A 21,566-nucleotide genomic window follows, 5' to 3' on the forward strand; every position below is an offset into this window, starting at 1 on the left:
CCAGTAATGCCCGCCCTCCCACCCGACCTGCGCAAAGCGCTTTTTCAGCTTCCGCAAAAAGAGAAAGACCAGCTCCTGGCCCGCCTCGTAGCCCAGGACGTGGTGCTCACCGAGCAGCTGGCCTACCGCCTGCTCGAAGGGCCCGAGGCGCTGGAAACCCGCCGCGCCGTGCTGCGGGCCCAAGTCGACGACCCCGTGCGGGGCTTCCACCAAACCCCCAACGACCTGCTCGTGATACTGCGGCAGCTGCAGGTGCGGCTGGCCTACCACGCTAAGATTACGGAGGATACTTACGGCGAAGTTGAGCTAAGCTGGCGGCTGCTGGCCAACGTGTTCCGGCACCAGGCCGCCGTCACGGCGCGGCTGCACGGCCCCACGCAGCCGCTGCTCCAGCACCTCACCAAGCGCACCCACGAGGCCCTGAAGCAAACCGCCCGGCTGCACGAAGACTACCACGCCGAGCTGGCCCCCACCGCCAATGCCGTGCTGGCCGCGCTCTGGCAATCGGGCGCAGCGCCCCTGGCGCGGGAAGCCGGCCTGCCGCGCGTCTTTCTGGTCGATTAGGAGGCGGTTTTCAGGGCAAATTGAGCTGGATTGGTGGTTTCGGGGCGGACCTGGGAAGCGGGAGCTACTGCATAAGTTAGGCGGGGAGGCATCTTTTCCGCGGGGAAGGCAGTACAATAATCAACTCCTTATCCCCGCCTCCTTCGTTATGTCCAGCACTCCCGGCCCCGATGCCCAGCGCCCGCCGCAGTTGTCCGAACACGCCTTGCGCCAAGCCCTGAGCGAGTTAGACGCCAAAATCCAGACCCTCCATAACCGCGCCCACGCCACGGCCGCGGGTTCGCCCAATACTTACCAGGCCCACGCCGAAGCCCTCGAAGCCAAACGCGCACGCCTGGCCCAGCAGCTCGTGCAAGCCCCCGCTCCCGCTGATGGCACCGAGCCCAGTGTATGGGCCCAGATTCTGCGCGGAATCGAAAATCTGCGCGAGGATTTACGGAACATTTTGTAGCCCTTTAGGCCCACACTAAAACCGACAACCCGCTGAACAGTATCTACGTTTCAGCCCCGTAGGCCACCGCACGGCCACCCTTGCCAGCAGCTTTATTTTCCATCCGATTCTATCCCCTTAGCCGTTATTCGCCATGAAGAAGCTCCTCCTCCTCTTGCTGTTTCCTTTCCTGGTCACCACGGCCAGCCATGCCCAGGCCCAGGGCAAAAAGCCCCACCTGAAAGCCAAGCGCAACTACGCGCACACCACCGAATCGTCGAAAGGCAAAAAGGCCAAAGCCCACTTCCGACCCGAAAACAACGTGCACCCCATCATCGATTTCAACCCGAGAAGACAGGGAAAATTTAAAACTACCAAAGCCGCCAAAAATTACAAATTCACCATGGGGGTTTAACGAAAAAGCCGCCGCTTCTACTGAAGCGGCGGCTTTTTCGTTAATGAAGAATTAATAATGAGGAATGAAGAATTGGTCGTTGGGCTAATTCCTCATTCCTCATTCTTCATTAAACTATGCTGGTTCGCGGAAGCCGACCCAGGTGAAGCGCTTGATGACGAATTCGGGGTTGGTGAAGCTGGCGTTGCCGGCGGGGTTGCCGCCGGTCACGTGGAAGTCGGAGAAGCCGGCGTTCTGGTTCACATAGATGCCGCCGGTGAGGTTGAAGCTGACGGGCGTGCCGGCCAGGCTCATCTCGTCCATAATCTGTTCCTTTACGATAAGGTCGGTGGTGTAGGCCCCGCACGAAATGGCGCCGTGCTCGCGGGCCAGCTTGGCCGCGAGGTGAATGCTCTCCTGCGTGCTCTTGGTTTTGATGACCAGCATGATGGGGCCGAACAGCTCCTGGCTGAACTGCTCCACGTGGCGGGCATCGACTTCGTGAATGCTGGGCGAGCAGGTGCGGGCATTCTTAAAGGTGGGGTGGTCGACGCTGCCGGCGTCCAGAATGCTGCGGCCACCTTCGAAGGCCAGCTGCTTTACCCGCTCGTGCGTGCCGGGATTTTGGATGGCACCGAGCACGTGCGCGCCGGCCTTGGGGTTGGTGGCCAGGCCCGTAACGGCGGCCGCTAGTTTCTGCACCACTTCCTCGTAGGGCACTTGCGTGTCGCCCACTTTTACCCCGGTTTCGGGAATGAAGAAGTTTTGGGGCGCGGTGCACATCTGGCCCGAGTAGAGGCTGACGGAGAAAGCCAGGTTCTGGGCCACCTTGTCCAGGTCGTCGCAGGAGTCAAGGATGATGCTGTTGACGCCCGTTTTTTCGGTAAATACCGTCTTGCCCTTCAGGCTCTCGATGTAGTCGCCAAACTGCGAGCCGCCGGTGTAGTCGATGAGCTTAATGGCGGGGTTTTCAGCCAGCTCCTTGGCAATAAGATGGTCGTCGGCGTCGACGCCCAGCTGGCAGATGCAGGGGTTCAGGCCATGCTCCTGGAGCACTTTCTGCACCTCGGCTACCACGATGGCAATGGGCAGCACCGCTTTGGGATGGGGCTTGATGATGGTGGGGTTGCCGGTCACGAGCGAGGCAAACATGCCCGGCACCGTGTTCCAGGTGGGAAACGTGGAGCAGCCGATGACCAGGGCCAGGCCCTTGGGCACGGCGCGCCAGGTCTTGTGCAGGGCAATGCTGTACTTGCCCATGGGCTTTTCCCAGCGGGTTTCTTCGGGGAAGCGGGTTTGCTCCTCGTAGCCGGCCGCAATGGCTTCCAGCGCGCGGTCAGCGGCGTGGGGACCGCTGGCCTGAAACGACATCATGAAGGCCTGCCCCGTGGTGTGCATGGTGGCGTAGGCAATTTCGAAGAAGCGGCTCTTCATGCCTTCCAGCGCCTCGGTGAGCAGGGCCGCGCGCAGGGCGGGCTTCACCTTGCGCCACTCGTCAAACGCTCCCTGGGCATGCTTAACCAGCGTATCGGGCGAGTAGAACGGGTACTTAATGCCCAGCGGCGCCTGCTCGTAGGGCGATTCTTCCTGGCCGGCCCATCCTTCGGGCGGGCCTTGCTGCAGCTCCGTGAAGTGCTGGCCGCGCAGGGCAGCGAATTTCTCGCGGCCCTGCACGTCGGCATCGGCCCCGTAGATTTCGGGCGATGGGTTTTCGGGAAAGGCGGCGAAGAAGGTGCGTCCGTGCAGGGCCTGCACGGCGGCGTCGAGGGTGGCTTGGTGCTTGGCAATCATCGTGGGTGGGAAGTAGAAAAGGCGATGGCAGGACGGAGAAATAACAGCTACGCAAGTTACGGCTAGGCGCCTGCGCCAGAACCGCAGTGCCTTATAACCAATGGCATAATCAAGCGAAAATGTTTTCTTTTGTACATTTAATTAATTAGTTAGGTCTCGCTCTCATCAATTGTTCAACTTTTTGCTTTTGGCTGCTCACCCAAGCCGCTGCATGCCCGTAGAAGGCACACTTTATCCTACCGCATACCCTATTCTTTTACTTGATGAGAAACACGTTACGCCTGCTATTGCTTCTGTTAGTTAACACGTTGACCTTGGCGGCCGGGGCGGCCACTGCGCCCCCTACCGTGCCAGGCCGCCTGGTGCTAAAGCTGCTGCCCGGCCGCCCGGCCACCGCCGTGGACGCGGCCCTGCGCGCGCTGGGCGCCCACGGCCGGCAGCAGAAGTTCCCCCGTGCCCTGGCGCCCTGCCTCGAGAAGCGCGGCAGCGTGAACTTGCGCGGCATCTACCAAATTGAGGTGCCGGTCACGCTGAGCCTCGAGCGTGCCCGCATCGTGCTCCTGGGCACCGGCGTAGTCGAGTATGTGGAGCCGCTCTACATCCGCATGCCGCAGTACCAGCCCAACGACCCGCTGGCCGACTCCACCCTCACCGACCTCGCCGCCAGCCAGTACTACTTAAAGCAGATTCAGGCCTACCGGGCCTGGGACGTGACCCGCGGCGACAGCTCCATCGTCATCGGCATCACCGACAGCGGGGTGCGCCTCACCCACGAAGACCTGCGCCAGCAGATTAAGCACAACTACGCCGACCCCATCAACGGCCGCGACGACGACGGCGACGGCTACGTGGACAACTTTACCGGCTGGGACCTGGCCAACAACGACAACGACCCCGGTTACGACATCAAAATCGTCCACGGCACGCTGGTGGCGGGCGTGGCCACCGCCCGTACCGACAACGGCGTGGGCATCGCCGGCCTGGGCAACCGCTGCCGGTTTCTGCCGCTCAACATTTACCCCAACACCCCTACCGGCTACTTTGCTGGCGTGGAGGCCGTGGTGTACGCCGCCGACCACAACTGCAAGGTGATTAACATGAGCTGGGGCGCCGCCGGCGGCTACTCCCGCTACGAGCAGGACGCCATGACCTACGCCGCCGTAAACCGCGACGCCGTGCTGGTGGCCGCCGCCGGCAACACCAACGCCGACCTGCAGTTCTACCCCGCCTCCTACGACCACGTGCTGTCGGTGTCGGGCGTTGACAACAAAGACCAGAAAAGCCCGGCCGCCACCTACGGCCACCGTGTGGACCTGGTGGCGCCCGGCCTGAGCATCCTCACCACCTACGGCTACCATGGCACCACTCCGCAGGGCACTGCCGATGCCGACTACGTGGCCGTGGGCGGCACCTCGTTTGCCGCGCCGCTGGTGGCCGCCGCGGCCGCGCTGGTGCGGTGGCGGTTTCCGCAGTTCACCGCCGACCAGGTAGCCGCCCAGCTCCGCCAGACCACCGACAACATCGACGGCCTGCCTGCCAACGCGGCCTGGGCTACCCGCTTGGGCACCGGCCGGCTCAACGTGCTGAAAGCCCTCACCCAAACCTCCCGCCAAGAGGCCCGCGTGCTCACCAGCACCCTGGCCCCGGCCCGCCCCGCCTACCTGCCCGGCGACACCATCCGGCTGGCGGTGAACGTGCAAAACCTGTTGCAGCCCATTGCCGGGCTCACGGTCACGCTCACGGCGCTCTCGCCCTACATCACGGTGCGGCAGGGCACTTTTGCCGCCGGCAACCTGGCCATGTTGGGCCGGGCCAACAACGCCGGCACTCCTTTTCGACTGGCCGTGGCCACCAGCGGCATTCCGCTCAATACCACGGCCACGCTGCGCTACCGCCTCACGGCCGCCGGCGGCTACCAGTCCGACCAGTACCTCGACATCGTGCTCAACCCCGACTACGTGGTGCTCAACGCCAGCGACCTGGCCGTGACGCTTACCAGCCGCGGCAACCTGGCGTTTGATGACCTGGCCGGCTCCGTGGGTTTGGGCTTGACGTACCGGGGCAGCGGCAACATCCTGAGCGAGGGCGGCCTGCTGCTGGCCACCACGCCCACCCGGGTCTCGGACCGGCTGCGCTCCAGCGGCGGGCAGGCGCGGCAGTCGTTTTTCAGCCTTGGCCAGGCCACGCGCCAGCAGCCCGGGCCCCGCGCCGACCAAGAAGTGCGGGCGGCGTTTCAGGACACCATTCCGGTGGCGGGCAGCCGCATTCGGAGCGTGGGCATGGCCGTGCGTCAGCGCGCCTACGCCTGGAGCACGCCCGGCCGCCGCGACTTTGTGCTGCTGGAATATTCACTCAAGAACCTCACCGCCGATACGCTAAAGCCGCTCTATGCCGGCCTGTATACCGACTGGGACCTGCCCACGCCCGATGGCGGCGCCAGCAACGCCGCGGCCTGGGACAGCACCCGCGCCCTGGGCTACACCTACGCCCTGAGCCAGCAGTCCACCTCCACCCTACCGGCTTCTTACGCCGGCGTGCGGCTGCTGCGCGGTGGCGCCCCGGCCGTGTACTCCATTAATAATAACGCCCCCGCGGGCACGCCCGTGCGCCTGGCCGACGGCTTCTCTCTCGCCGAAAAATTCCTGACCCTGAGCAGCGGCACCGCCCGCGCCCAGCGCAGCGCGGGCCTGCCCAGCGGCGCCGATGTATCGCAGGTGGTGGGCACCCGCATCACCCGGCTGGCACCCGGCGACTCTACTACCGTGACCTTTGCCCTACTGGTGGCTACCTCGCTGCCGCAGCTGCAAGCTGCGGCCGATGCCGCACGCAACGCTTATGCTACGCTGCTGCCCACGCGCCCGGCCGCCTTAGCGGAAGGGTTCAGCGTATTTCCCAACCCCACTTCCGGGCCCCTGCAGCTGGAGCTGCCCGCCCGGTTTGGCTTGGTGAGCGTGCACGTTATCAATGCCCTGGGGCAAGTGGTGCGGGCCCAGGCCGGCAGCGGCAACTTGGCGCGCCTGAACCTGGCGGGCCTGGCGCCCGGCGTCTACACGGTGCGGGCGCAGGGCACCGCCGGGGTGCGCACCCGGGCCGTAATGGTCCATTAAGTCGTTAAGTAGCTCAGCGCAGCTGCCAGAGCTTCGGCCCAGCCGGTGGTGTACAATTGCTGTGCGCCGCGCGGCCCGTTCGACGCGGGCTCGTTGAGCTGGCCGTCGAGGTTTTTAGCCGGGCTAGCTTCGGCCAGCCGCACCAGTTGCTGGCCGAAGCGAGCATTCAGGGCGTCGAGGGTGGCCATGAGTTGCTGGCGGCGCTGCTGGTCGGCGGCGGTGCTGGAAAAGAGGCCAAGCTGGGCTTGGCCGGCCGGCTCCAGCCCACTGAACAGGATGCCGGTGAACAGGATGCCGGCGCGGTGGTACGCCACGCCCGGGCGGCGCAAGCGGTGCAGGCCGCGTAGGGCGGCCTGGGTTAGCATGGTCACGTCGTGGCCGGCGTGGGGCAGGCTGATGACAGCCGTGTGGGTGGTGGGCTCGGCCGTAGCGGCAGAGCGGTTGGTACCCAGTATGACCGTGACCAAGTGCGCGGCCAGCCCGTGCCGCCGCAGCTTCTCGGCGGCTTTGGCCGTGAAGGTGGCCAGGGCTTCGGATAGCACAGTCGCTTCGTGCTAGGGCGCGGCGGGCGCACCAGATGGTAGGGCTCGCCCATCTTCAGACCCAGAGCCTAGGCCTCGTCGGAGCGCGAAATCAGGCTGCCGTCGTTGTTCGAGAGCACCACCACGGGCTTGACTTCCTGGTGCGGCGCAAAAACCCGCTCGCAGGAAACATAAAAATTATGGCAATCGACGAGGGCGTACATACGGGCGTGGTGATTTTGCTAACGGGCGCGGCCTTGCTAACGGGTTATTTTCCATTCGTCGGCTTACTGCTCAGCTAATTGGTGGATGACGTGCGTGACCACGCCCCAAACCACCAGCCCCACGCCCCGGTCCACGGCCACCGGCGGGTAGCGCGCGTTCTCGGCCACCAGCCACGGCTGCCCGGCCCGCATCTGCAGGCGCTTGATGGTGTGCTCGCCTTCCACCACGGCCACCACAATGCTGCCATCGCGGGCGCGCACCGCCCGGTCCACGGCCACGAGGTCGCCGGGGTGAAGGCCGGCCCCAATCATGGAATCGCCGCTGACGCGCGCCAGAAACGTGGAGGCCGGGTGCTGAAACAGGTGCTTGGTCAGGTCGAGCGGCGCGTCGAGGTGGTCGTCGGCCGGCGACGGGATACCCGCCGGGAAGCCCGCCGGAATAGGGCAACCAAAAAGCGGCAGCTCCCGAGTGATGAGGTGGGCGGCGGCTATGAAATTGTAGAGGAAAGCGGACATAAGAGCACCCAAACGCCTGAGCTGTTGGCTTGGGGTTGCTATTTACTAATTACTTTAGTAAATTGTTTTAACGCCTTTCTACAATCCAACTAGATACTGGCAACGTACCTCACCGAGCTTCGTAACATAGTTATGTCAAATTAAAGTAATTCAAGCGCTTCTCTCTAAATAAGACTAAAAAAATCATTTCCAAGCTTTTTAGTTTATCGTATAATTGGTAACTTTGGTTATGTCAAAAGTCAAGCTCCCTACGCCGCTGCCCCTGCAGCAATTCGCTCGTTGCGTGAACGACACGCAACGCCCCGCCGACTACGTTGGTGACTGGCCCGAAGCCGGCCGTGTGTACTCCGTGCGCGTGCTGCCACACGTGAGCACCGGCAAGCCCCAAGTGCACGTCCTCGGCTTTTATGCCGAGCGTCCTTATGGCGCCTTCGCTGCCCACCGCTTCGAGCAGATTGCCGATGTGTGGCTTAATTAAGCCGGCATAGCCGTCGGCACGATGGTTTCACCCATTTTGGCCCCGTTGGCTTTGCAGCCAGCGGGGCCGGTTTGTGTCTGGGGGTTGGCTCAACAAAAGACCAAAGCAAGGGCGTGCCGCTAATGGCCGTACTGGTAGAACATGCCCCGGTCGGAGGGCGTCCAGAGGCAGGCTTTTTGGCCGCTGGCTTTCAGGGCGTCGTTGGTCCAGGTGTTGCAGGTGTACAGGAAGCTGTAGACCCGTTTGGCTTCGTAGAACGCGTCGTCGGGGCCGTAGCTGTGGCCCTTAATGTGCTGCACGTGGCCGGCCGCATCGTAGCGAAAGCTGTTTTGGATATAGGCAATCAGGCGGGCATACTCGGCGCGGCTCAGGTACAGCGGCACCGTGGCGGGGCCGGGCACCATGCTGTGCAGGTAGGTGGTGTGCATGGCCGAGGAACCCAGCCAAAACGCCGCCACGAACGCCGTGCTGAATTTGAGGTCGGCCCAGGTGGGCGTGTCGAGGTAAAAGCCCTTGTCGCCCCAGCCAAAGGCGATGAAGCGCATGGTGGTATCGCCGGAAGGGATGTTGCTGAACGGCAGCTGCTTGCTCCAATCTATCTGGGCGGTTTTGATGGGCACCACGATGTCGGTGTGCACGCCGTTGGTGTGCAGGAAGACCAGCACATCGGGCGAGGCCGTGGGGTCCGCTTTGGGCACGGGAATGCGCGAAAGCACGAACGCCGCGGCCAGGTACAGGCCCGCCACGCCCACAAGCGTGCCGGCTACGTAGCCCACGGGCTTCAACACTTTGCGAATGAGGGCGGGCATGGGTAAGCGGGGAGTTTGGGGCCGCCAGGTACAGCAGCAATCGGGCAATAAGCCCTGCCGTGGCGGGCTCCAACTGTACGTGCAGCGCGGTTTTTAGGTCGGCATCGGCGGTAGAAACTCTGCCCCGTTCCGTCGCTGACCCGCCGACCGCTAGACCAAGTCGCAGTACCAGAACCCGGTATCAAACGGGCTGGGGCCGGCGCTATCGTCGGCGCAGTCGTAGCCGGAATCGTCGGTTTTCGGGGCAGGCGTGTATTTACGGTACACGATTTCTCCCTTCTCGAAGGCAACGGGCTGCCGGAACAACGGGCCGTCGAACACGAAGGTGTGGAACTCGCCATTCTCGCCGCAGGGGTCGACATTGGCGGGCAGGTCGCGCAGGAACTCCTCGTCAATCACCCGGCCCACAAAGCTTTGGTCCAGGTATTTTTCGTTGACGCAGGTGGTGATGGTTTTAAAGCCCAGCCCAATAAATTCGCGGATAAGCGCGGCGGTGGGCTGGCCCCAAAGCGGGAACACGGCTTGCAAATTGAGCCGGGCCAGCTGGTCTTCGCGGTAGCGGCGCAGGTCTTCGAGGAAGATGTCGCCGAAAATGGACGCCGTGGCGCCCCGCCGCTGCAAGTCCTGCAGTGTGGTGGTCATCAGCTGCTCGTAGGCTTCCATGGTGGGCGTTTCGGGCAGCAGGAGCTGGCGGCAGGGCAGCCTCAGGCTGGCCGCCTGCTGCTCGAGCAGGGCCACGCGCACGCCGTGCATGGAGGTGCGCCGGTACGGCTCGCTCACGGTGGTCAGCAACTCCAGCACGTCGTATTGCCCGCCCTGTAGCACCTTATACAGCGCCAGGGCCGAGTCTTTGCCGCCGCTCCAATTGAAAATTGCCTGCTCTTTCATACCATGGCAAAGTAACGGCCTTATGGGCCAAAGCGGCACTTGGGTGGCAGTAAGCGAGTGGCGCAGCTGGCCCCTGAGCAAGGTTGAGCTGAGCCGTAAGCAACTTTTTGGGCGCATAAGCCGAACAAGGAAGCCATGCACTTTGCCATCATCACCCCCACCCACCAGCGCCGGGACCTGCTGCCTGAGGCCGTGGCCAGCGTGCGCGCCAGCGTCAGCGCGCCGCTTGACTTCTCGTTCGAACACCTTATCTACGACAACGGCTCGCGCGACGGCACGGCCGCCTACCTGCGCGAAGCCGCCGCCCAGCCCGGCCCGCCACTCCGCCACTGGCACGACCCCGCCCGCCAGCTTGCCGGCTTGGCCCGCAACCAGCTCATTCAGGAAACAGACCCCGAGGCTTGGGTGGTGCCTTTGGATGATGACGACATCATGCTGCAGCGCACCCTGCACCACTACGCGGCCCAGATTGCCGCCCACCCCGACCGGCCGTGGTTTGTGGCCGACTTCCTGCGCGTAGACGAGCACGGCCGCTACCTGCCCAACGAGGATTACTACGCTTGGCAGTTCGAGACGCCGACCGACATGCTCCGCGCCATTTTCCGGGCCGAGCACTTCATCCAGGGCAACGTGTGCTACAGCCGCCTTTTCATCGACGAAGTGGGCGGCTACGACGCCGAGTTGCCCATGGCCGAAGACCTCGACCTCTACGTCCGGTTTCTGCTGGCCGGGCAGCTGCCCGTGCTGTGCCCACACATCAGCCACCTGCACCGTTTCCACTCCCGCAACGTGAGCATCGGCGTCGATGCCGCGAAGCACAACGCCGACTTGCGCGTGATTTACCAGAAGTACGCCCCGCAGCTTCACGCCTTGGGTATTGAGGAGCCCGGAAAGTAGCGGGCGCCGTATTTTTGGGCTTATGCCCGCCCCCACGCCTGCCTCCGCGCCCGAACCCGTCTACAGCATTCCGGCCTCCTACCGCAAAATGGAGAACACCCACATCCTGTTCTGGCTGGTGAAAGACATCAGCTGGTGCATGATTTGGAAACCCCTGGGCCTGCTCATGGTGGTGCCCACGCTGGGCATTGCCCTGGTCATTGCCTGGCGCACGCGCGGCTATAAGTCGGAGCTGGCGCACAACCTGGCCATTGTGTTCTGGATTGCGGCCAACTCCTACTGGATGAGCAGCGAGTTTTTCGGCTTCGATACCGTGCAGGTCGTTCCGCACGTCACGGGCAAGCACCTGGCGCTGGTGCCCTTCCTCATTGGGCTGGGCATTTTGCTATACTACTACCTGGTGCAGAAGCCCCGCGAAGCGCAGGAGCCTGAAGTAGCCACCCTGTAAGCCGGGCCCACCGGGTGCTCGGGCAGCTGCGCAACCTCAACGTGGCGCGGGCGGCCATCGTAGTTTAGCGGCACCGCATCACCCTACCCCGCCCGCGCCATGAGTATCGAAGAACAGCAGGCCTTTGCCGAGCTGCAGGTTTGGCAGCAGGAGATGCAGCGGCCGCCCTCGTTTCTGAACCGCTTTTCCCGCCGCGTGCAAACCCGGCTCAACGCGCTGCTGCCCGAGCGGGTGCACCAAGCCATCACGGCGGCCATTAAGCACATGGTGCGCGGCGTGCTGTTTGGCTCCACGCACACCACAGCCCAGCCCCTGGCCGGCGCCTCCTTGGCCGAGCGGGAAAAGGCCGTGCGCGCCCGCATCCGCGACTACCGCACCATGGCCACGGCCGAAGGCGCCGTCACGGGCGCCGGGGGCTTCCTGCTGGGCCTGGCCGATTTTCCGCTCCTGCTTAGCCTCAAGCTCAAGCTGCTCTTTGACGTGGCCGCGCTCTACGGCTACGACGTGCGCGACTACACCGAGCGGCTGTACCTGCTGCACGTGTTTCAGCTGGCGTTCAGCAGCCAGCACACCCGCAACGAAACCTACCGGCGGCTTGCCAGCTGGGAAACCTACCGCCACACGCTGCCCACCGACGTCCACGAATTTGACTGGCGCACCCTGCAGCAGGAATACCGCGACTACATCGACATCGCCAAAATGGCTCAACTTGTGCCCGTCATCGGCGCCGCGGTGGGCGCCGTGGCCAACTACCGCCTCATCGAGCAGCTCGGCTACATGGCCATGAACTGCTACCGCATGCGGCACTTCGCAGCGGCAGATGCCCGACTGGCTCAAGTTTAGCTCAACAAAAATTCGCGTTCAGCACGACCACGACTGGCGACGCTGACTACTGCGTTAGCATCTTACGCACCTCGGGATTGACTGCTGACGGGTTTAGCCTGTCAGCGATTGCCAAATATTTTCTGGCGCTATCCCTTTGGATAAAATAAGAATATGCTCCTGCCAGCTGACCATATGCCCGTGCGTTTTGGGGAGCAAGCTTTACGCAGTGCTTCAATGCCTCGATACTATTCTGAAGCAGCGCAACGTCCTTAGTTTGAAAAAACATCTGACCGTAGCTCGTAGATAGCCCCTGCCAAGCATTAGCCTCCGTGGGATTCAACGCAAGATATTTTTTGAACAAGGGGACAGAAGCCCGGTACTGCTGCCTCATGCCCAACACACTTGCAAAACCCCAATACACGGTTGCATTGGTGCTATCGAGCAGCCAGGCCTGATTGAACCGCATAATCGCGGTGTCTAATTGTCGCTGCTGAAAATACTCCCACCCTTTACTTACATGGTGCTCAGAAGCCAGCTTCCTGCTAGGAAACTGCTTGTCGCAAGCAGCAAGAAATTCTGTATCTGCCCGGACTTGTTCCGGGCACTTTGGTGCCCTGCCATACATGGGCAACCGGTTAATTCCCTCAGGGCAAGGCTGAAATGAAGTGCTGCATCCGGCAAATAGCAGCAAGCTCAGACATTGGGTTATGGCTTTCATTAGGTGCAAGTTCAGACAAAAAACGGCCGCTCCAGAATCTGGATCGGCCGTTTTTCTACCGAAGCGAAAAGCTGAGGAACTACAGCGTCGCTGCTTCCGCCACGCCGCTTTCCTTCAAGCGAATCAGGTTCAGGGCCGAGCCGGCTTTGAACCACTCAATTTGACCTTGGTTCGACCAATTTCCATTCCCTCTCGCTTAAATCGTGGCGGCGCATGGCCCAAAATTAGACCAGGCACTGTCCACACACTCTAGCCCACCCATTTGCAATAGCTGAAGCAGCCGCTCATTCCGTGGTTTACTGTGCCGACGACACCCACGGGTTCTGGCGGCCCCAGGCTGGATTGGGCACATCGCTGGCTTGCAGCAGCAGCGTGCCGCCTGCCGTGAGTTCCCGGTGCGTTAGCCAGTTGCGAGTGAGGGGCTTCCCATTCAGCCAGGCCTGCTGAATATAGCGGCGCTTCGGCGCATAGTCTTTGGTTTGAATAACCAGCGAGTTTTTGGCGCCGACCTGCATTTTGACCTCCGGAAACAGGGGCAGGCTGAGGTAATATACTGGCTGGCCCACACAGGCCGGCATCAGGCCGCAGGCGGTCAGCACGTACCAGGCCGACATGGCCCCGGCGTCGTCGTCCATGGTGCGCAGGTAAGCCTGGGGCTGGTTTTGGTAGATGCGGCCAATGTAGGGGTCGATGCCCCGGCTGTTGTCGTTGAAGTAGTGCTGCACCACCGTATCGACGGCCAGCTGGTGCAGCAGGGCCTGCGATTTCCAGGGTTCCAGGGTGGCGTTGTAAAGAGCGGGGGCTTGCAGGTCGGTTTCGTTGGCGTGGTTGTAGTAGTCGCCGGCAAAGAACTCGTCGAGCTGCCGGCGAAAAGCCACCTCCCCGCCCATCATCTGCTGCAGGCCGCGCACGTCGAAGGGCACGGCCCAGCGGTACTGCCAGATGGTGCCCTGGTAGAGGCCGCGGGTGGGCAGCCGGTCTACGTCGGGCTTGGTGAGGTCGAGAAAATCCTTGCGCCAGTAGTCTTTGTAGCCCAAGGCTTTCTGGCGGTACTGCGCACTCCCTTTCTTGTCCTTCAGCTCGCCCAGAATCTCGCCCAGCGCCCAGGTATCGTACGATGATTCGAGGGCTTTATCGGGCTGGGAGTAGTCCAGGCGGCGGTTTTCGCTGATGAGCGAGTCGCGAATGCCGCGCAGGTCCACTGCGTAGCCTTTCCGGTAGGCATCCAGCAACACCACGATGGTGTGCTCGGTGCGCACCGTGGGCGAGGGCTCGTGCTGGGTTGCAAAATTCTGCTTGCCGTAGCGGTAGAGGTTGGCCAGCGAACTGGCAATATCCTGAAAATCGGTGGGGTACGCCAGCGAGAGCAGGGGCAGCTGGGTGTGGTAGTTGTCCCACACGGCCCAGCCGTTGTAGATGGGCCGCCGGGCAGTTTGCAGGGTGCCGTCGATGGCCCGGTAGTGCCCATCGGGCTCCGACACCACGTACGGCGACTGCAGCGTGCGGTACAGGAGCGAGTAAAACAGCTTTTCGCGGTCGGGTTCCCCCTGCACCTGCACCCGGCCCAGGCGGGCGTCCCAGGCCTGGCGGCTGGCCCGCCGCACCTCGGCAAACGACCTGGCGGCCTCGGCCTGCACCGCGGCGCGGGCATACTCAACGCTGACGGAGGAAAACGCCACGCGCACTTCCACGTCGGCGGCGCCGGTGGCGGGCAGGCGGGCCACCAGCTGGTGCGCGCTCGTGGGTTCCCACTGCACGGGCTGCGATATTTCGAGGTAGTAATAAAGCCGGTAAGTGCCCACGCTGCAGGTGGTGCCCGACTCCAGCCAGCCGCTCAGGGCAGCGCCCTGCGTGGCGTGCTCCTCCTGCTTGAAGCGGTTAACGAGCGAGTGGCTCAAGTCGAAATACAGGCCCCGGGTGGCACCGGCCGGGAAATGGTAGCGGTGCAAGCCAAACTTCTGGGCCACGGTAAATTCGGCCCCGATGCCGTTGGCGAACGTGACGCCGTAGTAGCCCGGCTCCGCCTGCTCCGTGGCTTTGAGGAGCGTGGTTTGCTGGGGCGTGGCAGTGATAAACGGCTTCACGAGCAGGTTGCCCCCTGCCCCCAGGCACCCCACTCCTTCAAACCGGTTGTGGGTGAAACCCAGAAACGTACGGGCCAGGTGCTCGTAACCGGTGTGGGTGTTGGGGTAGGTCTGCGGCCCCAGGCTGAGCATGCTGAAAGGATAAGAGGCCGCGGGCGAAAGCTGCCCGTGGTCGCCGGACGAGCCCAGAAACACATTAACCTGGGCAGCGGGCGAGAGCGTTTGGGCCAGCGCGGGCCGCGGCAGTAAAAAAAGCAGCACCCAGAAAAAATGCTTCATGCGGGGCATTGGAAGTCCATCTAATAGCGTGTTTGGCGTTTCAGTTTTGTGTCATGCTGAGCTTGCCGAAGCATCTCTACCGCGCAACTAATTAGATTTAGTACAGCGGTAGAGATGCTTCGGCAAGCTCAGCATGACGTTTTAAATAGTCTTTCCATAATCCCTTAGCTCAATAACCGTCCCTCCCCTCCCAGCAGCTTCCCGGCCAAGCCAGAGCTACCGAGAGAACAGCAGTTTATGGCAGCGCTCAGGAACACAAAACTTGACGGCAGCGAGCCTGCTTCTTCCCTATGGGTCGAGGGGGTCGAAGGGGTCGGGCTGCCGGGCCTCGGGCACGGGAAAGCAGCTGGTTTCAAGCTCCGATAGTCGCTTCAGGTCGCGGTAGGGCACGTAGCCCAACTCCTTGCGGCAGCGCTCGGCCATGTCCACAATCGACCGGCTTTGCGAGGCATCCGTAACGATAAGCATGGGCTTATCGGCCGGGAAGCCGAAGGCGTACACTATGCGGGCAGTGTTGCGCAGGTTGGTGGTGGTGTGGCGGGCATGGGGCTCGATGAGGACCGCCGCATCGGGCAGGCCCAGCTTCTCGACCATGTATTTCTTCATTTCTACCGCCTCACAATAAGGCGTTTTGTTTGGGTGCACGTGGCCGCCCGACACTACCAGAAACGGTGCCTGCCCCGCCCGGTAGCGCACCGCCGCCAGCCGGCAACGGAAAGCGCCCAACGAATCGAGGGATACGCCGGCCTGCTCGGGCCCCAGCCCGGGCACCAGAATCAGGCTGTAGGGGAAGCGGGCCCAGTCGGTGTGCGCCACGGCCGCCCGGGGAGCCGCATTGAGCCCGGCACCGAGCGGCTCGTATCGTGCGGCCTCGTCGCGGCCGTTGAGCCGGAGTGCCATCCGGGCCGCTTGCAGCGACAGCGTATAAAAGGCGGCAGGTCGGCGGCGGCTGGATTTGGTGCGGGCCAGCAGTGCCTTGCGGACCGCCTGCGCCAACGCGGCATCGTGGCGCTCAAAGCTGATGGAATCGACCACCGGATAGCGCGGTACCATGCCCGCCAGGTACACCCGCGCGATGCGGTTGAGCCCTTGGGCAGCATCTTGCCAGGCCAGCCGCAGCACGGCGGTGTCGGGCAGGGCAGCATAGCGGGGGTAGCGTCCCGCAGTCCCCAACAGGGGCAGCACAGCCGCGTGCAGGGCGGGGTCGGCCAGGTATAGCCGGTTCAGGGCCTGGCCTATCGCGCGGATTTCCCTGGGCTGCCACACCAGCGAGTCAACGTAGCGCCGCACATTCACAGGACGCCTTTTTAATACCTGGTAGCTACGCTGGGCCTGCCGCCGGGCTACCGCCTGCAATACGGCATCGGTTTGCAGGGCCTGCGGCAGCGTGTGCTGCGCCTCGAAGAGTGCGAGCAGCGGATAAGTTTTGGCCACAATAATGGAATCTGGCCCGGTGAGGCGAGGTCGCATCGGCCCGGACTGGCCATAGCCAGGACAGCTCAGCGTGAGTAGGAGAAGCAGGCTGGAAAGAAGGCGCCGGGTCATGTGCATGCGGTAAGGAGGCGAAGGAAAAGTATGGGTAACGCAAAAGGCCCCTGCCGCAATAGTAATTACAATAATTACCACGGCGGCAGAGGCCTCGTGTGTCAGATGGTGACGGCCGATTAATACCCCGGGTTCTGCGTCAGTTGCCCTTTGCTTAAGTTGAGCTGCGACTGCGGAATGGGAAAGTATTCGTGGGTGCCCTTCACGAAGCGGGCCGTGGAGAGGTAGGTCCGGCGGCTTTTCTCGCGGGCGAAGTGGTCGTTCATCACCTGGTCGGCAATGCCCCAGCGCACCAGGTCGAAGAAGCGGTGGCCTTCCAGGGCCATTTCGAGGCGGCGCTCGGTGCGCACAGCTTCGCGAGCGGTAGCGGGGTCAGTCCAGGGGGCGGTGTACTCGGCCACCTTGTAATTGCCCGCCGGAGTGCCGTTGGCGTTAAGCACCTGGTCGGTGTTGGCCCGACGGCGAATCTGGTTGACGATGGCGCGGGCGCCCTCCAGGTTGCCGGTTTCCACCAGTGCCTCGGCTTTGAACAGCAGCACGTCGGCCAGGCGAATGATGTCGTAGTTCAGCGCACTAACCCAGGGAAACTGGTTCAGGTAGAAGGTGGAGCGGGAGCTCACCATGCGCTTCTTAAAGGCAAACACGCCGTAGGTGCCGGGGTCGCGGGCCCAGGTAGCGGCGTACGGGGCCAGGTCCAGAAACTGAATGCCCGGCCGGCCCACGGCGTGGTCGAGGCGGGGGTCCACAAAATCGGTGGCGGCCACGTCCGACTTATCGGTCTGGGGCAGGCCGGTGGCGGTGGTTTTGAAGGCATTCACCAAATCCTGGCTGGGCATATCGAAGCCGTAGAGCGGGTAGTACGGGCCGCCGGGGTTGAGCAGGCGTTCGTCGAGGCTGCCGCGGTAGTTGTTGGGCGTGCCATCGCGGATGGCGCGCTCAATGGCAAACAGACTTTCCGAGCTATGCTCTTTAGTAGGGTCAAAATTATCGTGGTAGTTGGCATTGAGGCTATAAATGCCTGCCGCCAACACCGCGTCGACCGCCGCAATGGTCTTCGGATAGTCCTTGGTGTAGAGGTAGAGCTTAGCCAGGTAGGCTGTGGCGGCGCCTTTGGTTACGCGCCCCAGGTCGGCCTGCTTAGCCGGCAGGCTGGCCTGGGCAAAAAGGAAGTCGGTTTCAATGTTTTTCCAGAGCTGGGCATCCGTCAGATTGTTGGGGATGTCGTACTCGGTGATGGCGCGCGGCGTTTCGTCGACCCACGGAATGCGGTTGTAAATCTTCTTCAGGTCGAAGTAATAGTGGCCGCGCAGCAGGTGCAGCTCGCCCAGGCGCACGGTGCGCTGGGCCGTGCTCATGCCGGCAAAGCCGTTGACGGCCTGAATGGCGCGGTTGGTGCGGGCAATGCCCTCGTAGCAGGCGCGCCACTTGCGCTCCACGTCGATGATGTTGGCATTCGTGAGGAAAATCTCCATCAGGTGCATGCCGTTCTGGTCGCCCACCCCACCGCCGCCTTTGTAGGCGTCGTCCGACACCACGTCGCCGAACGTCCAGTTGGTGCCGGGCGAGTTGAAGGCGTTGTTGGCGTCGTCGATTTGCCCGCCCAGCGGCGCGTAAGCGGCCACCACCAGGGCTTCTACCGCGGCCAGGTTGTTCAGGTCCGTCGACGAGAGGCTGGCTTTGGGCTGCTCGTCGAGAAAATCTTTTTTGCAGCCGACGAGCGAAACCGCCAGCGCCAGCAGAATATATTTATTTTTCATGATGCGAAAGAACAAGAAGGTTAGAACCGGGCGTTGACGCCAAACAACACACCCCGCGGCTGCGGATAGTAGCCGCGGTCCACGTTCTGGTCGAGGTTGCGGTCCGACGAACCGTAGTTCTGCAGGTTCACTTCGGGGTCCATCCCCTGGTATTTGGTGATGGTGAACAGGTTCTGGGCCTGCACGTACACGCGCAGGCTGGTGGCCCTGATGCCGGCCGTCCAGGCGGTGGGTAGGGTGTAGCCCAGCTGCAGGTTCTTCAGGCGGGCGTAGGAGCCGTTTTCCACGAAGTAGGTGGAGGGCCGCAGCTCGTCGTTCACGTTGGTTTTGCTCAGCTGGGGCAGCGTGGCACCGGTGTTCTGGGGAGTCCAGGAGTCCAGGATGCGCGTGCTTTTGTTGAAGGGGTCGAACGCAAAATCCGTGTGATACTTGCTGAAGTTGTAGATGCTGATGCCCTGCACGCCCTGCACGAACGCGCTCAGGTCGAAGCCTTTGTAGGCCGCATTGAGGTTAATGCCGTAGGTGAAATCGGGTTCGGGCTTGCCAATCTGCTGCTGGTCTTTCTCGTTCACCACGCCGTCGCCGTTCAGGTCCTTGTAGCGCCAGCGGCCGATGGCCTTGCCTTTCTGGGCGGCGGCGGCGTCCACTTCGGGCTGGTTCTGAAAGATGCCGTCCACCACGTAGCCGTAGAAGTAGGCCACGGGCTTGCCCACTTCGGTGCGCGAGAGCGAGAGGCCCCGGGTGAGGTTGTTGCTCACGTAGCCGGGGATGGAGAGGTTGCCCTCGCCCAACGACAGCACAACGTTGCGCACCACCGAGCCGTTGGCCGAAATGCCCCAGTGGAAGGCCTTGTCGGCATCGCTCTGGTAGCCGGCCTGAAACTCCAGGCCGCGGTTGCGGATGCGCCCGGCGTTTTCGTACGGCACCAGCACCTCGCCCGCCAGTGCGGGGCGGGGCACCCGCACCAGCACGTCGCTGGTCGTTTTTTCAAAAACATCCACACTGAAATTGAGCCGGTTGCGTAGCATGCCGAAGTCCAAACCGAGGTCGGTCTGGGTGGAGGTTTCCCACTTCAGGTTGGGGTTGCCAATGGCGCGGGCCGTGTAGCCCGTTTGCACGGTGCCGTTGCTGCCCGTAATGGGGTAGTTGGTGTTGGTGGGACTGAGGCCGTAGATGTCGAAGGACGGGTAGTTGCCGATTTCTTGGTTGCCGCTTTGGCCCCACGAGGCCCGCAGCTTAAGGTTGCTCAACCAGGCAATCTCCTTGAAATAGGACTCCTCCGACAGGCGCCAGCCGGCCGAGAAGGCCGGAAACACGGCATAGCGGTTGTTGCTCGGGAAGCGGCTGGAGCCGTCGCGGCGCACCGAGGCCGAGAACAGGTACTTGCTGGCGTAGTTGTAGTCGAGGCGCCCGAACATCGAAAACAGCGACCACGCCGACCCGGTGCCGCCGTTGTTCTGCACGCCCTGCCCGGCATCGAGGTAGCGGAAGTTGAGGTCGTTGATAAGGAAGTTTTCGCGGTAGGCGTTGAAGCCTTCCTCGGTGTTCTGAATGGCTTCCGTACCAACCACGGCCGCCAAGTTGTGCTGCCCAAAGTCGCGGCTGTAGCGAGCGGTGTTGGTCCAGGTCCCGTTGATGCTGTAGGCGTTGTTGGTGGTGAGGTTAGAGGTGGGGTTATTCACAATGCCCTCCACGTAGCTAGGCGAGAAGCCCCGGAAGTTGCTGGATAAGTAGTCGATGCCGATGGAGGAGCGGACGAACAAATGGTCCACCAGCTCCAGTTCGGCATAGGCATTGCCCAAGCCCCGCAGGGTTTTGGTGGCGTTGTTTCGGGCATTGTACAGCGCCCGCAGCGGGTTGCCCGCGTCGCCGAGGCCGGCGGCCGGGCCGGCAAAATTGCCGGCTTCGTCGCGCACCGGAATGATGGAAGGCAGGCGGTAGGCATCGAACACCACGCCGCCGTTCACGGCATTGGTCGAGGCTTGGGTGGAGTTGCCGTAGCTAGCCGTAAAGTTCTCCCCTACTTTCAAGCGCTTCAGCACGGTGTATTCGGTGTTGACGCGCAGGGAAATGCGCTTGAACCCCGTGTAATTTAGGATGCCGTCTTGGTTAAAGTACGTCATGTTGATGGCGTGTCGGCTGGTTTCGTTGCCGCCCGATGCACCCAGGGAGTAGTTCTGAATCGGCGCGACGCGGAAAATGGTCTTAAACCAGTTGGTGCCCGCCTGATTGGCGCGCACGTCGGGGTTGCGCTGCAGAAACTCCGGCAGCACGGGCTGTGCACCGTTCCCGTACTGGGGGTGGCTGGGGGTCTGGCCGCTGTTGCGCTGCGCGTCGAACTCGACCTGCGCCAGCTGCTGCGGCGTCACCATGGTGGGCAGGTTGTACACCGACTGCACGCCGTAGTACGAATCAAAACTGAGCTGGTTTTTACCGGCCTTGCCCTGCTTGGTGGTAATTACCACGACGCCGCTGGACGCCCGCGCCCCGTAAATGGCCGTGGAAGAAGCATCCTTCAACACCTGCATCGACTCAATGTCGTTCGGGCTGAGCTGGTTCAGGCCCGACTTGGTGGGCACCCCGTCGATGATGTAGAGGGGGTCGTTGTCGCCCAGCGTGCCCAGGCCGCGCACCCGCACCACGCTGTTGCCGCCGGGGGCACCGTCGTTGCTCACCTGCACGCCCGCCACCTGGCCCTGCAGCAGCTTATCGACGCTGGCCACGGGGAAGTTCTTCACCCGGTCGACCGACAAAATGCCGATGGCGCCGGTCACGTCCTTAGCTTCCTGGGTAGTGTAGCCCACCACCACCACCTGGTCGAGGGCCGTCGTGCTTTCGGCCATCGTCACGGAGATGGTGCTCTGCTCACCGACCCGGATTTCCTGGCTCACGTAGCCAATGTAAGAAAAGACCAGGGTGGCCGCATCGTCTGGAATGGCAAGCTGGAAGCCACCGGAGGCATCCGTCACAGTTCCTTTCGAAGTACCTTTCAAGGAAATGGAGACGCCTGGCAGCGGCTGCCCGGCCTGGTCCTTCACGGTGCCATTCACTGTGCGCTCGGCGGCTTTTAGCCGGCTCTCGGGCCACGGAGCGTTACCAGGCATCAGGCTTAAAGCCTCCGCCTGCGCGGGGAGTGCGGAGCTGGCTCCACTTATCGCTAGCGCCATCCCCAGCAATCGGCCGCAGGTGCGGGGCTGGTTTCGGCGATTAGGTACAGTTTGCTTCATGTCGGAAAATGCAGTTAAAAATGGAGCAGGCAAAACAGTCAGTTCGAGGTAAACGATACGGCAA

Annotated in this window: 18 protein-coding genes and 1 pseudogene; 8 read left to right on the forward strand and 11 right to left on the reverse strand. The window is 62.6% G+C overall.

Annotated features, from left to right (window positions below):
* The first annotated feature begins 6 nt into the window (after nucleotides 1–6).
* The 3 genes from AUC43_RS17965 (at nucleotide 7) to AUC43_RS17975 (ending at nucleotide 1,409) form a co-directional block, all read left to right on the forward strand.
* The gene (locus AUC43_RS17965; RefSeq protein WP_068196920.1) at nucleotides 7–564 is read left to right on the forward strand and encodes a hypothetical protein; all 558 of its coding nucleotides are present in this window, start codon (nucleotides 7–9) and stop codon (nucleotides 562–564) included.
* A 148-nt stretch (nucleotides 565–712) separates the two neighbouring features.
* Nucleotides 713–1,015 (forward strand): hypothetical protein, encoded by a 303-nt coding sequence (locus tag AUC43_RS17970; protein ID WP_068196924.1) that lies wholly within the window; start codon nucleotides 713–715, stop codon nucleotides 1,013–1,015.
* A gap of 133 nt (nucleotides 1,016–1,148) precedes the next feature.
* A complete protein-coding gene (locus AUC43_RS17975; protein WP_068196927.1) occupies nucleotides 1,149–1,409 on the forward strand; it encodes a hypothetical protein in 261 nt (86 codons plus the stop codon).
* A 114-nt stretch (nucleotides 1,410–1,523) separates the two neighbouring features.
* Here the strand turns inward: AUC43_RS17975 and paaN are convergent, their stop codons facing one another.
* Nucleotides 1,524–3,179, reverse strand: coding sequence for a phenylacetic acid degradation protein PaaN (gene paaN / locus AUC43_RS17980; RefSeq protein WP_068196930.1), 1,656 nt, complete (start codon nucleotides 3,177–3,179; stop codon nucleotides 1,524–1,526).
* Nucleotides 3,180–3,442: 263 nt separating this feature from the next.
* Between paaN and AUC43_RS21785 the strand changes: the two genes are divergently transcribed.
* A complete protein-coding gene (locus tag AUC43_RS21785; protein ID WP_082685194.1) occupies nucleotides 3,443–6,286 on the forward strand; it encodes a S8 family peptidase in 2,844 nt (947 codons plus the stop codon).
* Here the strand turns inward: AUC43_RS21785 and AUC43_RS17990 are convergent.
* The 3 genes and pseudogenes from AUC43_RS17990 to AUC43_RS18000 form a co-directional block, all read right to left on the reverse strand.
* Nucleotides 6,283–6,828, reverse strand: coding sequence for a DinB/UmuC family translesion DNA polymerase (locus AUC43_RS17990; RefSeq protein ID WP_068196940.1), 546 nt, complete (start codon nucleotides 6,826–6,828; stop codon nucleotides 6,283–6,285). The genes AUC43_RS21785 and AUC43_RS17990 overlap by 4 nt on opposite strands.
* A gap of 71 nt (nucleotides 6,829–6,899) precedes the next feature.
* Nucleotides 6,900–7,031: pseudogene (locus AUC43_RS20215) on the reverse strand (Y-family DNA polymerase); the annotation flags it as partial.
* Between the two features lie 63 nt (nucleotides 7,032–7,094).
* Complete coding sequence (locus tag AUC43_RS18000; RefSeq protein ID WP_068196944.1) at nucleotides 7,095–7,547, reverse strand: LexA family protein; 453 nt, start codon at nucleotides 7,545–7,547, stop codon at nucleotides 7,095–7,097.
* Between the two features lie 229 nt (nucleotides 7,548–7,776).
* On the opposite strand from AUC43_RS18000, the gene AUC43_RS18005 reads away from it, so the two are divergent.
* Entirely contained in the window at nucleotides 7,777–8,025 is a 249-nt protein-coding gene (locus AUC43_RS18005) for a hypothetical protein (RefSeq protein WP_068196948.1), read from the forward strand.
* Between the two features lie 119 nt (nucleotides 8,026–8,144).
* Here the strand turns inward: AUC43_RS18005 and AUC43_RS18010 are convergent, their stop codons facing one another.
* Nucleotides 8,145–8,834, reverse strand: a complete 690-nt coding sequence (locus AUC43_RS18010; protein WP_068196951.1) for a TIGR02117 family protein — start codon at nucleotides 8,832–8,834, stop codon at nucleotides 8,145–8,147.
* Nucleotides 8,835–8,984: 150 nt separating this feature from the next.
* On the reverse strand, nucleotides 8,985–9,722 hold the full coding sequence (locus AUC43_RS18015; protein WP_068196954.1) for a Dph6-related ATP pyrophosphatase: 738 nt from the start codon (nucleotides 9,720–9,722) through the stop codon (nucleotides 8,985–8,987).
* Between the two features lie 135 nt (nucleotides 9,723–9,857).
* On the opposite strand from AUC43_RS18015, the gene AUC43_RS18020 reads away from it, so the two are divergent.
* From AUC43_RS18020 to AUC43_RS18030, 3 genes are all read left to right on the forward strand, one after another.
* The gene (locus AUC43_RS18020; RefSeq protein ID WP_068196956.1) at nucleotides 9,858–10,619 is read left to right on the forward strand and encodes a glycosyltransferase family 2 protein; all 762 of its coding nucleotides are present in this window, start codon (nucleotides 9,858–9,860) and stop codon (nucleotides 10,617–10,619) included.
* Between the two features lie 22 nt (nucleotides 10,620–10,641).
* Complete coding sequence (locus tag AUC43_RS18025) at nucleotides 10,642–11,067, forward strand: hypothetical protein (protein WP_199243478.1); 426 nt, start codon at nucleotides 10,642–10,644, stop codon at nucleotides 11,065–11,067.
* A gap of 99 nt (nucleotides 11,068–11,166) precedes the next feature.
* A complete protein-coding gene (locus tag AUC43_RS18030; protein WP_068196958.1) occupies nucleotides 11,167–11,910 on the forward strand; it encodes an EcsC family protein in 744 nt (247 codons plus the stop codon).
* 46 nt (nucleotides 11,911–11,956) lie between these two features.
* Here AUC43_RS18030 and AUC43_RS18035 read toward each other — a convergent pair whose 3' ends face one another.
* The 5 genes from AUC43_RS18035 to AUC43_RS18055 all read right to left on the reverse strand — a co-directional run bounded on the left by AUC43_RS18035 (nucleotide 11,957) and on the right by AUC43_RS18055 (nucleotide 21,379).
* A complete protein-coding gene (locus tag AUC43_RS18035; RefSeq protein ID WP_071885963.1) occupies nucleotides 11,957–12,610 on the reverse strand; it encodes a hypothetical protein in 654 nt (217 codons plus the stop codon).
* A gap of 296 nt (nucleotides 12,611–12,906) precedes the next feature.
* Nucleotides 12,907–14,973: a glycoside hydrolase domain-containing protein gene (locus AUC43_RS18040; RefSeq protein WP_068198846.1), complete on the reverse strand. Its 2,067-nt coding sequence runs from the start codon at nucleotides 14,971–14,973 to the stop codon at nucleotides 12,907–12,909.
* Nucleotides 14,974–15,261: 288 nt separating this feature from the next.
* Nucleotides 15,262–16,443 carry a YdcF family protein gene (locus tag AUC43_RS18045; protein WP_199243479.1) on the reverse strand — a complete coding sequence of 394 codons (1,182 nt, stop codon included), beginning with the start codon at nucleotides 16,441–16,443 and terminating at the stop codon, nucleotides 15,262–15,264.
* A gap of 194 nt (nucleotides 16,444–16,637) precedes the next feature.
* Nucleotides 16,638–18,275: a RagB/SusD family nutrient uptake outer membrane protein gene (locus tag AUC43_RS18050; RefSeq protein WP_068198849.1), complete on the reverse strand. Its 1,638-nt coding sequence runs from the start codon at nucleotides 18,273–18,275 to the stop codon at nucleotides 16,638–16,640.
* A 20-nt stretch (nucleotides 18,276–18,295) separates the two neighbouring features.
* Nucleotides 18,296–21,379 (reverse strand): SusC/RagA family TonB-linked outer membrane protein, encoded by a 3,084-nt coding sequence (locus tag AUC43_RS18055; protein ID WP_068196966.1) that lies wholly within the window; start codon nucleotides 21,377–21,379, stop codon nucleotides 18,296–18,298.
* Nucleotides 21,380–21,566 lie beyond the last annotated feature (187 nt).

Origin of the sequence: Hymenobacter sedentarius (genome assembly GCF_001507645.1) — a bacterium.
Classification (GTDB): Bacteria; Bacteroidota; Bacteroidia; order Cytophagales; family Hymenobacteraceae; genus Hymenobacter; species Hymenobacter sedentarius.